General features: G+C 59.5%; 17 protein-coding genes. 3 read left to right on the top strand and 14 right to left on the bottom strand.

The features are described from left to right. Positions 1-200 precede the first annotated feature (200 nt). Positions 201-581: a RidA family protein gene (locus tag OQK_RS25560; protein WP_016774944.1), complete on the bottom strand. Its 381-nt coding sequence runs from the start codon at positions 579-581 to the stop codon at positions 201-203. A 215-nt stretch (positions 582-796) separates the two neighbouring features. Here OQK_RS25560 and OQK_RS25555 point away from each other — a divergent pair, with 215 nt between their 5' ends. Continuing rightward, the gene (locus OQK_RS25555; protein ID WP_016774943.1) at positions 797-1210 is read left to right on the top strand and encodes a cupin domain-containing protein; all 414 of its coding nucleotides are present in this window, start codon (positions 797-799) and stop codon (positions 1208-1210) included. Positions 1211-1222: 12 nt separating this feature from the next. On the opposite strand, the gene OQK_RS25550 is transcribed toward OQK_RS25555, so the two are convergent. The 5 genes from OQK_RS25550 to OQK_RS25530 form a co-directional block, all read right to left on the bottom strand. Continuing rightward, positions 1223-1474, bottom strand: a complete 252-nt coding sequence (locus OQK_RS25550) for a hypothetical protein (RefSeq protein WP_016774942.1) — start codon at positions 1472-1474, stop codon at positions 1223-1225. Continuing rightward, entirely contained in the window at positions 1471-1728 is a 258-nt protein-coding gene (locus OQK_RS25545) for a DUF6555 family protein (RefSeq protein WP_016774941.1), read from the bottom strand. The genes OQK_RS25550 and OQK_RS25545 overlap by 4 nt, the downstream gene beginning before the upstream one ends. A gap of 207 nt (positions 1729-1935) precedes the next feature. Continuing rightward, positions 1936-2487 carry an ATP-dependent Clp protease proteolytic subunit gene (locus tag OQK_RS25540; protein WP_016774940.1) on the bottom strand — a complete coding sequence of 184 codons (552 nt, stop codon included), beginning with the start codon at positions 2485-2487 and terminating at the stop codon, positions 1936-1938. Positions 2488-2584: 97 nt separating this feature from the next. Beyond that, on the bottom strand, positions 2585-2935 hold the full coding sequence (locus OQK_RS25535; RefSeq protein WP_016774939.1) for a general stress protein: 351 nt from the start codon (positions 2933-2935) through the stop codon (positions 2585-2587). Between the two features lie 470 nt (positions 2936-3405). Continuing rightward, positions 3406-3582, bottom strand: coding sequence for a general stress protein (locus OQK_RS25530; RefSeq protein WP_016774938.1), 177 nt, complete (start codon positions 3580-3582; stop codon positions 3406-3408). Between the two features lie 328 nt (positions 3583-3910). On the opposite strand from OQK_RS25530, the gene OQK_RS29745 reads away from it, so the two are divergent. Then, positions 3911-4078 (top strand): general stress protein, encoded by a 168-nt coding sequence (locus tag OQK_RS29745; RefSeq protein WP_016774937.1) that lies wholly within the window; start codon positions 3911-3913, stop codon positions 4076-4078. 67 nt (positions 4079-4145) lie between these two features. On the opposite strand, the gene OQK_RS25525 is transcribed toward OQK_RS29745, so the two are convergent. The 7 genes from OQK_RS25525 to OQK_RS25495 form a co-directional block, all read right to left on the bottom strand. Continuing rightward, a complete protein-coding gene (locus tag OQK_RS25525; RefSeq protein WP_016774936.1) occupies positions 4146-4376 on the bottom strand; it encodes a hypothetical protein in 231 nt (76 codons plus the stop codon). A 155-nt stretch (positions 4377-4531) separates the two neighbouring features. Continuing rightward, positions 4532-5569 carry a DNA topoisomerase IB gene (locus OQK_RS25520; RefSeq protein ID WP_016774935.1) on the bottom strand — a complete coding sequence of 346 codons (1038 nt, stop codon included), beginning with the start codon at positions 5567-5569 and terminating at the stop codon, positions 4532-4534. Positions 5570-5640: 71 nt separating this feature from the next. Further along, a complete protein-coding gene (gene modC / locus OQK_RS25515; protein ID WP_016774934.1) occupies positions 5641-6720 on the bottom strand; it encodes a molybdenum ABC transporter ATP-binding protein in 1080 nt (359 codons plus the stop codon). Positions 6721-6723: 3 nt separating this feature from the next. After that, positions 6724-7404: a molybdate ABC transporter permease subunit gene (gene modB, locus OQK_RS25510; protein ID WP_016774933.1), complete on the bottom strand. Its 681-nt coding sequence runs from the start codon at positions 7402-7404 to the stop codon at positions 6724-6726. After that, a complete protein-coding gene (gene modA, locus OQK_RS25505; protein ID WP_238537286.1) occupies positions 7405-8118 on the bottom strand; it encodes a molybdate ABC transporter substrate-binding protein in 714 nt (237 codons plus the stop codon). A 187-nt stretch (positions 8119-8305) separates the two neighbouring features. Then, positions 8306-9370 (bottom strand): NAD(P)H-dependent flavin oxidoreductase, encoded by a 1065-nt coding sequence (locus tag OQK_RS25500; RefSeq protein WP_016774931.1) that lies wholly within the window; start codon positions 9368-9370, stop codon positions 8306-8308. A 105-nt stretch (positions 9371-9475) separates the two neighbouring features. Next, positions 9476-11920 carry a hypothetical protein gene (locus tag OQK_RS25495; RefSeq protein WP_016774930.1) on the bottom strand — a complete coding sequence of 815 codons (2445 nt, stop codon included), beginning with the start codon at positions 11918-11920 and terminating at the stop codon, positions 9476-9478. A gap of 186 nt (positions 11921-12106) precedes the next feature. Here OQK_RS25495 and acuI point away from each other — a divergent pair, with 186 nt between their 5' ends. After that, the gene (gene acuI, locus OQK_RS25490) at positions 12107-13090 is read left to right on the top strand and encodes an acrylyl-CoA reductase (NADPH) (protein ID WP_016774929.1); all 984 of its coding nucleotides are present in this window, start codon (positions 12107-12109) and stop codon (positions 13088-13090) included. Here acuI and ada read toward each other — a convergent pair. Next, a partial coding sequence (gene ada / locus OQK_RS25485; RefSeq protein ID WP_038861756.1) for a bifunctional DNA-binding transcriptional regulator/O6-methylguanine-DNA methyltransferase Ada occupies positions 13080-13861 on the bottom strand: 782 nt, incomplete at its 5' end. The two genes, acuI and ada, sit on opposite strands and share 11 nt — an antisense overlap.

Below are 13861 nucleotides of genomic sequence, written 5' to 3'. Positions count from 1 at the left end.
TAAACTGTTTGTTGTAGCTAGCGGTCCACTTTGAGTTTTGTGAATAGACCGTTGACGCTAATTCGCTCAACGGGCGAGCCAGCGCTTGCCAAACGGCCCCATCCTGGTGGCTGCTGTGTTTGGCGCGCGCCCTTGAGTATTTTCACTGCGTATGTCGCACCTCGGAATCGTGGAGGCAGCCTACGCAGTATTTCCGTAACTCAGCCTTTCGCCGCCATCGCCGTCACTTCCACACGCATCCCTTCAACCGCCAGCGAGGCCACGCCTACCGCCGCCCGCACCGGCCAAGGCTTGGCGAAATAGCGTTTGTACACTTCATTGAAAGCCCCGCGATCGCCCATGTCGGTCAGGTAAATCGTCAGGTGCAGCACCCGGTCCATCGAACTGCCAGCACGTTCCAAGGCGACTTTCAGCGCTTGCAGGGTGCACTCGCTCTGCTCGGTGATGCCGCCGAGTTCCAGGCTGCCATCGGCGCGGGTTGGAATCTGCGTGGAAATCATGATGCCGCCGAAGGTGGCAACGTCGGAAGAAATCGAATCGGTGTCGGGATCCGGCGTGAAAATGATGTCTTGATTGGCCATGGGCATCTCTTGTTTGGGTGAATGAAGATTGCGGCAGTTTACAGATTCCCTCCGGCCATGGCCCGGTCAGGTACCGCAACACGTTTGTATAAGCATGTATCAACCCCCAGCCGATACACATGGCAACACCAAACTGCGCCTTCGAGACACATCCGCCCTACATGCCGAGCCCAAAGTAGCCCTCACACCAACACTACGCTCAAGAGGGCATCACCATGTACCGTCCACTGTTTCTGGCTTCTGCCGTTGTCTTCGCCTCCCTGACCGGCTTCGCCCATGCGGCGGATGCACCGGCAACGAGCTGGCAGAAAGGTCTGAGCCGCACCGATCTGGTTCGTCAGGATCTCGGCGCTGACAATCGCGAAGTGATTCAGGCGCGTATCGATTTCGACGCTGGCGTCACCTCGCCTCGGCATGCTCATCCCGGCGTGGAAGTCGCCTATGTCATCAGCGGCACGTTCGAGTATCAGCTCGAAGGGCGGGCGCCGGTGATACTCAAGGCCGGCGATTCGTTGTTCATTCCGGCGGGCGTCGCGCATGTGGCCAAAAACGTTGGCAACGAGAAAGGCGTCGAACTGGCCACTTACGTCGTCCCGAAAGGCGAGCCCCTGCTGATCCTCAAGCCATGAGGCGCCAGGCCGCTATTTCGAGCGCGGCTTGCTCATCGCGCGCTTGATGCGCATCCAGTCCTGATAGGCCGCCGTTCGTTTGGCGTCGGCCATAGCCTTGGCTTCGCTGAAACGGGCCCAGGCTTCAGGATTGTCCGTGTCGTTCTCGATGATCCTGTAAGCCGCTTCTTCGAGCAGATCGGCCTCGCGGAACATCGCGGTATTTTCCGCCATCTCGTCATCCCACGAGCGGCCGAAACCGAATTTCAATGTGCGTTCTGTCATTTCACGTGATCCTCCTCCCAGACCAAAGGTACTGATTCTCGCCATTGCACCTCGGTCACGCCAAAGCGTTCCGCCATCGGCTTGGAAAAACGTTTCAACGGAGGTCGGCCGGGGCGGGGGATGGGCGCGATACCCGCGTCACAACTTGCCCACTGCCACGCTTCGGCATTGTTCATGGTTTTTGTGCGAATGACGAATGACCTGGGCTTCCCGTGAAGCAGGTAATCAATCACGTACAAATCCTCTCCGCTCATACATTTCCTCCGGCTGTTAAGAAGAGGGATATCTGGCGAAATGAATAATTCAGAGAAATTGAAACGGGCGTGATGACCGGCTGGTTGGGCGCTTTGCAGGCCTGTACGGCAGATCGATTCTGTACAAGTTCGTCTGGAATTTATGGCTGAATTGACGGCTGCTAAGACAGGAACGCGCCCGCTACGACGCGTTATCAAGTGGGACGATCAGGAGTAGATGCAGGAGCAGACAAAGTCCGCGTGAACCTCGGTGTTTTCAATCGCCGTGATAAGGCCTGAATGCATGGCTTCTTCAGGATTGATGATGCGCGGCGCTGCTGTCAGATATTTCTCTGTCTCCAGCGCATTTTTTCCGTTGCTCGTACGCTCGGCGACAATCTGGGCGTAGAGGTGCAAGTCGTAATCCAGGCTCATGGCGTATTCCGACATGCGCGAGTGATCGACCGAACCTTGCAGGTGCCAATGAAATGGGTGAAACAGAAACTTGCTGTGGGTACAGGCGGTGCGGCGCTGGCCGGCCAGAAAGACAATGTTGCCCATCGATTCAACCGTTCCCAAATTGTGGGTGTGTACCGGAATAGGCAGGGCCAACAGGAAGTTGTACATCGTGAAACCGTAACTGCATTCGCCGCCCATGGTGGCGATGTTGACGATCAGTCGCGGTGCATCTTCCTTTACGGCGAGCGAGGCTTTATCGATCAATTGGCCGCACGTCGAGGCATTGATCGGGCCGGTGAAGTTGATGACATGAACAGGCATGGCGATTCCCTCGGCTGGTCAGGACTCCTAAGCAATAGCTGTAATTTCGCTTGAATGAAAGTGGGCAGGGGAGCCGCGCTCCCCTGCACCCGACGCATCAACTGTTGCGCCCGCCACCATGGCTGTTTTGACCACCTTTGTGTCCAGCTTCAGAGGCTTTTTCCCGATCGTTGGCAAAGTTGCCGCCGCTGCTCTGGCCGCCCTTGCTGCCAGCTTCGGACGCTCTGTCCCGATCGTTGGCAAAATTGCCACCGCTGTTCTGGCCACCTTTGCTCCCGGCTTCGGAGGCGCGCTCAGGATCATTCTTGAAGTTGCCGCCACTGTTCTGGCCGCCTTTACTGCCGATTTCCTGATAGAACTCTTTATCGTGCGAAGCCGAAGTGGCATCACCACCTTTCTTGCCTGCTTCGTTAACCGACATGCTGCCTTGTTGTTTATCTTGTGCCATTTCAAACTTCCTCATTTTCTCTATATAGGCACTCGGCGAATCAAAGATGCACAAACTACGTGCCGTCGTTGTTCGCGAAATGCTCATAAAGTTCACTGATGTCGTTTGCTTTAGTTGGTCTGGCTTGTCTTGTGACTACAAGTTAGACCTTTGTGCTAAGAGGAGCGCTCATAAGTCGGCGTTGTATCCGGTGTCCGGGAGTTTTCAGAGTTTACTGCAAGTTCCCGGCGTTCATAACATTCCTGCTGAACACTTTCCCGGTGCCTTGGACTGATTTGCTGTCGTTCGACACAAGGTGACACCGACGGACTGTCCGACCTGGTCACGTGCGAACTGCGCGCTGCTTCGGGATACACTTCCGCTCCCTTGTTTCGTTGCACTTCGCCTCGTGCAAAAGCCGGTACCGTTCTCATGATTACGCTCCATCAGCTGATTTCAAAGGGCAGCGAGGCTGCCCTTGTACCGCTTGCTCAGGACTTGCGACCGCCGCCGTGGCTGTTCTGCCCGCCTTTGCGGCCAGCCTCGGATGCTTTTTCACGATCATTGGCAAAGTTGCCGCCCGACGACTGACCGCCTTTCTTGCCGGCTTCAGATGCCTTTTCACGATCGTTTGCGAAGTTACCTGGATTTTTATTTCCTGTGGTCATGATAGCTCTCCGATATCAATTAACGTTTCGCTAGTTATGTCCGTTGTCGCACCGGACATCTACTCCGATTACGAGCCGGCGAAAAATGTTTTGAAAATTTTTCCTCAGGCCGATGAACGGTAACTTTGTGATGAAACTTATACAGCCTGCGGTTTTCTGCGTCGCTTCGTATAACTTTTCAAGTTGCTGGTTGATGTGCAAGAGAGGTTGAAGCTTGTTACCGCTTCGCTTCGGATTTCTGACCATTTGTCGGTGCGAAGTTGAACTGCAATCGGCTGAAACTAAAGTCTGTTAAGTGTATGTATATAACTATTCTGAGGACATTGAGATGACCAATCATCACAAGGATCAACCGTTCGCTGAAGACCCACAGAAAATCAAGGAAGCCGGCAAGAAAGGCGAGAGTTCAGTCAACGTGAAAGTTGATCGGGCCGAGAAGGCACGCGTCGGCGGGCAGCACAGCCATGGAGGCGGCCGTACCGGCAAGGGCGACTGAGTCGGTCGGAAAAGTACCAATCGGCGTCCTCTCTGCGCCGATGCAGAGAGGACTGCTACGCGGAGGCCTATCTGAACCGTGGCAACGGCCGGTCGATCGGTTTGAGCGTCGAGAGCGTATCGCGAATCAGCGGCGCATCCTTTTCAATGTCGTGCAGCCGGTCGCGAATGCGCAAAGCTGTCGGATGCCCGCCCTGATGATCGACCCAGTCGGCAATCTCTTTGCAGGCGGCTGCGAGGCGCGCCTGGCGGGCGTCGAGCAGGGTGAGGAGGGTGGTGATGGACTCTTTTTCGGACATGAAACACCTCCGTTCGCTGAAACGGCTGAGTTGCAACAAAAAGTCCGCGTGGCGCGAACCTTCAGATCAACTATAGAAGACCTGTGTGATCGTGCAAAAAATACCCAGTTCAACTCGTCGGCAAACCTTTGTAGGAGCGAGCGTTACGCTGGAGATCAAGACGCCTCGCTTACCTCACACATCCGCTCGAGAAACATCGCCAAGGCTACTTCCTCGGCGCGCAGGCCTTTGCGCACGCGCGGACGGGGCAGTTCGGCGAGGGCGCCGAGCATGAAATGTTCGACCACTGCGGGGTGGATGTAGCACTTGCGGCACACCGCCGGCGTGTTGCCCAGCTGTTTGGCGACGTTCTTCACCGCTTCTACCACATGGCGCTTGGCTTCGGTTTCCGACTCATGCTGCAACTCGCGCAGCACCGACAACGCCAGGGCGCTGCCCGCCCAGGTGCGATAGTCCTTGGCGGTGAACGCCGCGCCGGTGAGCTTTTGCAGATAGGCATTGACGTCGGAGGAGGTGACGTTGTGCCGTTCGCCATTTTCATCAAGATACTGAAACAGGTTTTGCCCGGGAATTTCCAGGCAGCGCTTGATGATTCGCGCCAGGCGACGGTCCTTGACGGTGATCTGGTGCTCGATGCCGCTCTTGCCACGGAACTGGAACAGGATCGCGCTGCCGTTGACCTCGACATGCCGGCTGCGCAACGTGGTCAAACCGTAAGAGCGATTGTCCCGTGCGTATTGGGTATTGCCGACGCGGATCAGCGTGGCGTCGAGCAAGGTAATCACCGTGGCCATGACCTTGTCGCGGCTGAAGCCCGGCTCATCGAGCAGCGCCTCGAGCTTGCGCCGCAGTTTGGGCAGGGCCATGCCGAAGTCGCGCAGGCGCGAGTATTTGTCGGCGTCGCGCACTTCGCGCCAGCGCGCGTGGTAACGGTATTGCTTGCGCCCGCGCGCATCGCGGCCGGTGGCCTGCAAATGGCCGCACGGGTCGGCGCAGATCCACACATCGGTGTAGGCCGGTGGCATCGCGAGAGCATTGATGCGTTTGATTTCGTCCGGGTCGGTGATGCGCTGGCCCGACGGTTCGAAATAGACGAACTTGCCGCGCAGTTTTTTCCGGGTGATACCAGGCTGAGTGTCATCGACGTAATGCAGATCGGCGGGCAGAGCATCTGTCAGCACGGTATCGGGCATGGCGGTTTCCTTCGGTCATACGGCAGTCTGTAACTGATTGACCGCAGGCGCTGGCCGTCGTGCCGAATGATTTACGCGAGCACCGCCACCGCCTTGATCTGCGCCCACAGCCGCTGGCCCGGATGCACGCTCAGTTGATCACGCGAGAAGCGGGTGATCCGCGCCAGCAGCGGCGTGCCGCCGGCATCGAGGCGGATCAGCACATGGGCACTGTTGTCAGCGGCCTGTTCGCTGACGACCGTAACGGGCAGACGATTGAGAATGCTGCTGGCTGCATCATTGTTCAGCGCCAGGCTGATGTCGCGCGCGTGCACTTTGCAGCGCAGAGCCTGGCCCACGGCCATCGGCGCATGGGTGACGCGAATGTTCATTGCAGTGGCCGGCAGTTGCAGGCTGAGCAATTGATAGGTGGCGTCGTAGGCGCTGACCTGGCCTTCGATGATCACTCCGGCGTCATCGCCCAGCGCCAAAGGCAGATCCAGGCGCGCAAGGGTTTCACCGATCGGGCCGCTGGCGAGGGCTTTGCCATCACAAAGCAAAACCAAATGATCGGCCAGACGCGCGACTTCGTCCTGGGCATGGCTGACGTATAGCAGCGGAATATCCAGTTCGTCGTGCAGGCGTTGCAGGTACGGCAAGATTTCGCTTTTGCGCCGGCTGTCGAGAGCCGCCAGCGGTTCGTCCATCAGCAACAGTTTCGGACTGGTCAGCAGGGCGCGGGCGATGCCGATGCGCTGCCGTTCGCCGCCGGACAGATGCTGTGGGTGACGCTCGAGCAAATGGCTGATGCCGAGCAGTTCTGTGGCTTGGTCCATATCGACCCGGCGTTGCGACTTTGCGATGCGTTTGAGACCAAACTCCAGATTGGCCAGCACCGACAGATGCGCGAACAGGCTGGCTTCCTGAAACACATAGCCAAGCGCACGTTTATGCGGCGGGACGAAGATGCCGTTGGCGCTGTCCTGCCAGATCTCGTCATTGATCTGCACAAAACCCTGCTCGGCGCGCTCCAGCCCGGCGATGCAGCGCAGACAGGTGGTTTTGCCCGAGCCGGAATCGCCAAACAGCGCCGTGACGCCCCGGCCCGGCACTTGCAGATCGACATCCAGTTCAAACCCCGGATAAGTGCGTTTCAGGCGTACATCAATCATCGATCAGCTCCAGCCTGCGCGGGTTTTGCGGCTGGAATACAGCGCCAGCAACACCAGAAACGAGAACACCAGCATCGCCCCGGACAGCCAGTGCGCCTGGGCATATTCCAGCGCTTCGACGTGGTCGTAAATCTGCACCGAGACCACGCGGGTCTTGTCGGGAATGTTGCCGCCGATCATCAATACCACGCCGAATTCACCCACGGTGTGGGCGAAGCCGAGGATCGCTGCGGTGATGAAGCCGGGGCGCGCCAGTGGCAGGATCACGCTGAAGAACGTGTCCCAGGGATTGGCGCGCAAGGTCGCCGCGACTTCGAGCGGGCGGGTGCCAATCGCCGAGAAAGCGTTTTGCAGCGGTTGCACCACGAACGGCATGGAGTAGATCACCGAACCGATGACCAGCCCGGTGAAACTGAACGTCAGCGTGCCCAGCCCCAACCATTGAGTGAACTGGCCGAGAAAACCGTGCGGCCCCAGCGCCAGCAACAGATAAAAGCCGATCACCGTCGGCGGCAGCACCAGCGGCAAGGCGACGATGGCGCCGATCGGCCCGCGCAACCACGACGAGGTGCGCGATAGCCACAGCGCGATCGGGGTGCCGATCAGCAGCAGGATCGCAGTGGTCAGTGACGCCAGTTTCAGGGTCAGCCAGATCGCGGCGAAGTCGGCACTGGTCAGTGACATTTACAGTTCATATCCGAAGGATTTGATCACCGCAGCGGCTTTCGGACCTTTGAGGTAATCGACCAGGGCCTTGGCAGCGGCGCTGTCCTTGCCTTTGTTCAAGATCACCGCGTCTTGTTTGATCGGATCATGCAGGCCAGCCGGAACTATCCATGCCGAACCGCTGCTGACCTTGCCGTCCTTGTAGATTTGCGACAGCGCTACAAAGCCCAGTTCGGCGTTGCCGGTGGAGACGAACTGGTAGGCCTGAGTGATGTTCTGGCCTTCGACGATTTTGCTTTTCGTGGCTTCGCTCAACTGGAGTTTTTCCAGCACCTGGGTGGCGGCGAGACCGTATGGCGCGGCTTTTGGATTGGCGATCGCAAGGTGTTGGTATTGGTTGGTTTTCAACACTTTGCCCTGCGCATCTACGTAGCCTTCTTTCGCTGACCACAGCGCTAGCGTGCCGATGGCGTAGGTGAAGCGCGAACCTTTGACGGTTTCGCCTTCCTGCTCAAGCTTTGCCGGGGTCGCGTCGTCAGCTGCGAGAAACACTTGGAACGGTGCGCCATTCTTGATCTGGGTGTAGAACTGGCCGGTTGCACCATAGGCGGCGACCAGTTTGTGGCCGGTGTCTTTTTCGAAGTCGGCAGCGATGGCCTGGATTGGCGCGGTGAAGTTGGCGGCGACCGCCACTTGCACTTCGTCAGCCTGCGCGGTGCCCATGCTGAACATTGCAAGGAGTGAAGCGAAGCAGGCAGGGGCGAGGCGTGTGGCAGCAAGTGTCATGTAAAGGCTCCGTGATCCGCGGTAAATGCTTTGCTTTGGATAACGCCGATACACGGGCGCAATCGCTGTATACGGAAATATATAGCGATACGTCGCCAAGTGGCGAGGGAATAAATCCGCTCGCCGCGTAAATTCAATGACGGTTGAGTTTCGCCAAGGCGCCTTCGGCGAGTTGCCGGGTCAGTTCAGCGCTGCCGATATCCTTGCCGAGCGTCAGCGCCTGTCCGGCCCAGAGGTTGGCAAAATCGACGTCATCCTTGGCCCGCAGCGGCATCAGCGCACCGCCAGCCAAGGGGAAGGCCGGCGCCTGCGCTGACATCGGGCCGAGTTCACGCATCGCCCGATTGACAATGCCCCGCGCCGGACGTCCGGTAAAAATGTTGGTGATGGCGGTCTGGCTTTCCTTGGCGGTGCGCAGGGCCTTGTGGTGTGAGGCGCTGACTTTGGCTTCCGGCGTGAACAGGTACGCCGTGCCGACTTGCACCGCCGATGCGCCGAGCATGAAAGCTGCGGCAACGCCTCGCGCATCGCTGATCGCGCCCGCCGCGATCACCGGCACTTTCACCGCGTCGACCACCTGCGGCACCAGGGCGAAGGTGCCGACCTGGGTGCTCAGATCATCGCTGAGAAACATCCCGCGATGGCCGCCGGCTTCATAACCCATGGCGATGATCGCATCGCAGCCGTGTTGCTCCAGCCAGATCGCTTCTTCGACCGTAGTCGCAGACGAAAGGATTTTCGCCCCGGTCGCCTTGACCCGATCAAGCAGATTTTTCTCCGGCAGCCCGAAATGAAAACTCACCACTTCGGGACGGAATTCTTCGAGCACGGCACACGCGGCCTCGTCAAACGGTGCGCGATTGGACACCGGCGTCGGCGCGTCGAAATCGGCACCCAGTTCGCGGTAGTAAGGCTCGAGCAGGTTTTTCCAGTCACGGGCTCGCTGTTCATCTGGCGCCGGTGGCTGGTGGCAGAAGAAATTGACGTTGAACGGCTTGGTGGTGTGCTGGCGAATCGTCTTCAACTCATCGCGCAGTTGCTCGCTACTCAGCATCGCTGCGGGCATTGAACCGAGGCCGCCGGCATTGCACACGGCAATCACCATCGAAGAGTTGGTCGCACCGGCCATCGGGCCCTGGATGATCGGCAGTTCGATACCGAGAAGATCAAGGATGCGGGTGTCTGGCCACTGGCTCATATAGCAATTCTCCGAACGATGAAACGGGCAGGGACGGCACGCGGTTTTTAACAGCAAAACCGGATGCGGGGCCAGTCTGAAATTCTGAACATCACGTGCAGTTTTTCAGCGTCGGTGCAATCCGCCGCCACCGCCAAACGAACGGTTCATCATTTGTGAAGAATGGTTGAAGTTGTGCGTGCGCTGATTGCCGAGACTGCGTGCGGCGGATTCGCGGTTGAGATTCTGCAATTGCGCATTGTTGTTCGCGGGTCTGGTCCGGTTGGCACCGCTGCCGACCACGGACTGCCAGCCGTTGTCGGTTTTCTTGTAAACGTTGCCGTCGCGCCCGGCATAAACGTTGTCGCCGACCCGCGCAGCGCCGCCGTCGCGGCCATGAATGCCACCGTATTGCGTGGTGTTGCCGGTATTGGGGTTGTAAACGGCGCCGCGATTGGCACTGACGTGAGTGCCGCTGCGGACGTTGCCAGCGCTAACCCGTTCTCCGGCGATGGCGCCGCCGTTCGGGCCGACTGCCACGCCGCTGCGCCCGGCAGCGTAGTTGCCGGTGTAGGCGTTGTGCACCGCGCCACGTTGCCCGGCGGCGGCAATGCCGGTACGCGAGTTGTACGAGGCGCCAACCTGGCCGGCCCAGCGATTGCCGGTCCAGGCGTTGTAACCGGCGCCATAACGGCTGACCGTCGCGCGATCACCCCACTGATGATAAAGATTGCCGGTGGTTCCGGCCCAGCCACCCGGACCCCACGCCACCGCGCCGCCGCGATAACCGTAGGCTGCGCCACCCCAGGCCAGCGGCGCCGGGTACAGACGCGGACCCCACGCATAGCCCCAGCCGTAATTTCCCCACCACGGATAGGCGCCCCAGCCCCAGCCCATGGCGACGGTGTTGCCGCCCCAGCTCCAGCCGAATCCGAAGCCGAAAGTCCAGCCAGTCCACGGCGTGTAACGAATCGCGACGCCGAAACCATAGGTTACCGGCGGCCCGTACCAGACATTGCCGACCCACGGCGTATACGGATAACCGGTGCCGTACACCACAACGCCAGTCGCCGGGTCCAGCGTCGAGCCTTGATAGCCCGGCGTGTAGCCGACCACCACGGTATCGCCGCTGGATTCGTAAACCTTCACGTACGTGAGGTAGTGCATCGGCGAGCTGGGCGGAATCGAATAAATCACCGCTGGCACTGAAATGGCCACACTCCACGGCCCGTTCAGTGAGGTGGCGCTGAACCAGATGCCGTTCTCCACCGCCCACCAACTGTCGTTGTCGACTCGAATAATCGGAGTGGCGCTGTTGACCACGTATTGCAGCGGCGTATTGCTGATCGCTTTGAGCTGCGGCTCGCCGTCAAATTGCGGTGTCGTCATCTTCACCGCGCTCTTGTTGATCGCCGACGTCTGCGGGATCGTGGCCGCAATGGCCGCCTCCTGTGCCTGTGGCGTGCCGGCTACCGAGGCCTTGACGTTCTCTTTGGCGCTGTCGTCAGGAATATTGGCAAAGTCGGCCGGCAGCTTGTCTGCCGGGACAAAGGTCCATGGCCCGCTCATGTCGCTGGCGCGGAACCAGCGTCCGGAGATCAGTGCGTAACTGTTCTGGTCGCCGATTTCCTTAAAGATGTGCCCGGTGGTGTTGCTCACGTACAACAGGCTGGTGCCCTGAATCGGTTGCCATTGCGCGGCGCCGTCGGTCACCAACAGTTCCGTTGGCGTGGTGGCGATGAAGATTTTCGGCTGTGGCGGCTTGGCCAGGCTGGGAATCTTGTCCTTCGGATCGCTTTGCCCGGTGAGCAGGTCCACCTGGCGGCTCTTGATCGCCGCCTGTTTGGCTTTTTCCAGACTGGCCGGCGGTGCGGCGAGGCGCGTGTAATCGGCGGCCAATTGATCGGCAACCATCCAGCCGTCGAATACGTGCAGGTAATGTCTGCCTTGGGCATCCTTGAGCAGCAGTGGGCGCGTGTTGATCACCCGTTGCAGCTCCGTTCCTTCAACCGGCCGATAGGCCGGCTCGCCGTCGATGTATACGAGGATTGCCGGACGGTCGGAACTGATGATGGTCGGCGGCGTGTTTTCCAAGGGCGCGCTGTCGGCTTTCTGTTCAGCGTTGAGCACGCCGACCGCCGCTTCCAGTTGATCAAGGGAGATGGTTTTCTTGCGGCTCTCGGCATCTTTTTCCAGAATGGCGAGCCACGTGTCGGCCTGTTTGGCATCGGCGGGGAAATCGGCCTTGATGATTTTGTACTGATCGAGCGCGACCCAGCGGGTGGCTTTATCGACGAGGGTGTGAGCGCTGAACTGGACGATGCCGTAGGTGGACTTGCCATCGGCAGCCGTGGCTTCGACCGCCGCGCGGGCATTGAGCGTATAGCCGTCCCAACTGTCGAGCTGCGGCTGATACACCGTCAGTTTGCTCTTGCCGCTGCTGATCACCTGCGGCCATGTCGGCTCGCTTGGCGCCGCGTTCGGCTTTGCCGCTGGCGCGCCTGCCCAGGCATTGCCAAGTGTCAGCAGGCATAACATCAGCAACAAGGGTAAGGCGCGCAGGAAAGGCATCGTCAGCTCCATCGACAGACCGGTTCGCAAGGCAAAACCGGGAAAACACAACCGTCGAAAAAGCATAGCCGCCCGCCGTGGATTTACCCGGCTGATCGAGCCGTTAGCGCAAAGTCGAGTGTGGCAATGTGTTGCGATGTGCTATTTCAAGGCATGCTTGTTTCAAATCATTTTCGAGAGGCCGTCATGTTCAACGCCATCCTGATCGACAAAGACGACAGCGGTTATCGCGCCAATCTGCAGCAAATCGATGAGCAGCAACTGCCCGAAGGCAATGTCAGCGTGAACGTCGCGTACAGCACCCTGAATTTCAAGGACGGCCTGGCGATTACCGGCAGCAGTCCGGTGGTACGCAAGTTTCCCATGGTGCCGGGGATCGATCTGGCGGGGACTGTCGAGTCCAGTTCGCATGCGGATTTCAAGGCGGGCGATCGGGTGCTGCTCAACGGTTGGGGCGTCGGTGAAAGCCACTGGGGCGGGCTGGCGCAAAAGGCTCGGCTCAACGGTGACTGGCTTATTCCATTGCCCGAAGCTTTCACCCCGGCGCAAGCCATGGCCATCGGCACCGCAGGCTACACGGCAATGCTGTGCATTCTGGCGCTGGAGCGCCATGGCGTAACGCCGGATCACGGCGAAGTGTTGGTCACTGGCGCCAACGGCGGGGTCGGCAGCTTTGCCATCGCCTTGCTCAGCAAGTTGGGATACCGCGTGGTGGCATCCACCGGCCGCGTGTCCGAGCATGAATACCTGGAGCAATTGGGCGCTGCCGAAATCATCGATCGAGCCACCTTGTCCGAACCGGGCAAGCCATTGGCGAAGGAACGTTGGGCGGCGGTGGTCGACTCTGTTGGAAGCCACACGTTGGCCAACGCTTGCGCCAGCACTCGCTCGGAAGGCGTGGTCGCGGCATGCGGGTTGGCGCAAGGCATGGACTTTCCCGCCTCGGTAGCGCCGTTCATTCTGCGCGGCGTGACGCTGGCTGGAATCAATAGCGTGACCCAGCCCAAAGCACGCCGTATCGAGGCCTGGGACCGACTGGCCAAGGATCTGGATATCTCATTACTGCAATTGATCAGTCAGGAAATCAGCCTGAGCGAAGCCCTTGAGGCTGCGCCCAAACTGCTTGCCGGGCAACTGCGGGGCAGGGTGGTGGTCGACGTCAATCGTTGAGTTCGCGCTCAAGCAGTTGGCGTTTGCGCTCGACGCCCCAGCGGTAGCCGGAAAGGTTGCCATCGCTGCGCACCACGCGGTGGCAGGGAATCGCCACCGCCAAACGGTTGGCCCCGCAAGCCTGGGCCACCGCACGCATCGAAGTCGGCGCGCCAATGCGTTGCGCGATTTCGGCATAACTGGCGGTGCTGCCTGCGGGAATCTCCCGCAGCGCCTGCCAGACGCGCTCCTGAAACGCTGTGCCGCGTATATCCAGCGGCAAGTTGAGGCCTTTCGCCGGTGCTTCGACAAAGCCGACGACGCTGGCGATCAACTGTTCAAATTCGCTGTCGGCGCCGATCAGGTTGGCCTTGCGAAACTGATCCTGCAGGTTGCAGACCAACTGATGCGGATCGTCGCCGAGCAGAATCGCGCAGATCCCACGTTCGCTTTGCGCCACCAGAATTGCCCCAAGCGAGCATTGGCCAACGGCAAAGCGAATGTCGTTGTTCTGCCCGGCAGCGCGATAGTCGGTGGGTCTCATGCCCAGCAGTTGATCGGCTGATTCGTAGAAACGGCTGTTGGAATTGAAGCCGGCGTCGTACAGCGCGTCGGTCACCGAGCCGCCGTCGGCCAAGCGCGCACGTAGTCTGCGTGAGCGATGCGCCGTGGCGTAAGCCTTGGGCGTCAGGCCTGTCGCAGCTTTGAATACTCGATGAAAATGGAAAGGGCTAAGGCCCGCGCTGGCGGCGAGGCTGTCGAGCGCGGGCAATGTCTCGCACGCTTCGATCT

The organism is Pseudomonas sp. R62 (assembly GCF_000257605.1).
In the GTDB taxonomy this organism is placed as follows: Bacteria; Pseudomonadota; Gammaproteobacteria; order Pseudomonadales; family Pseudomonadaceae; genus Aquipseudomonas; species Aquipseudomonas atacamensis.
Note: the sequence above shows the minus strand (reverse complement) of the source record. Positions and strands in the feature narration are given on the sequence as shown.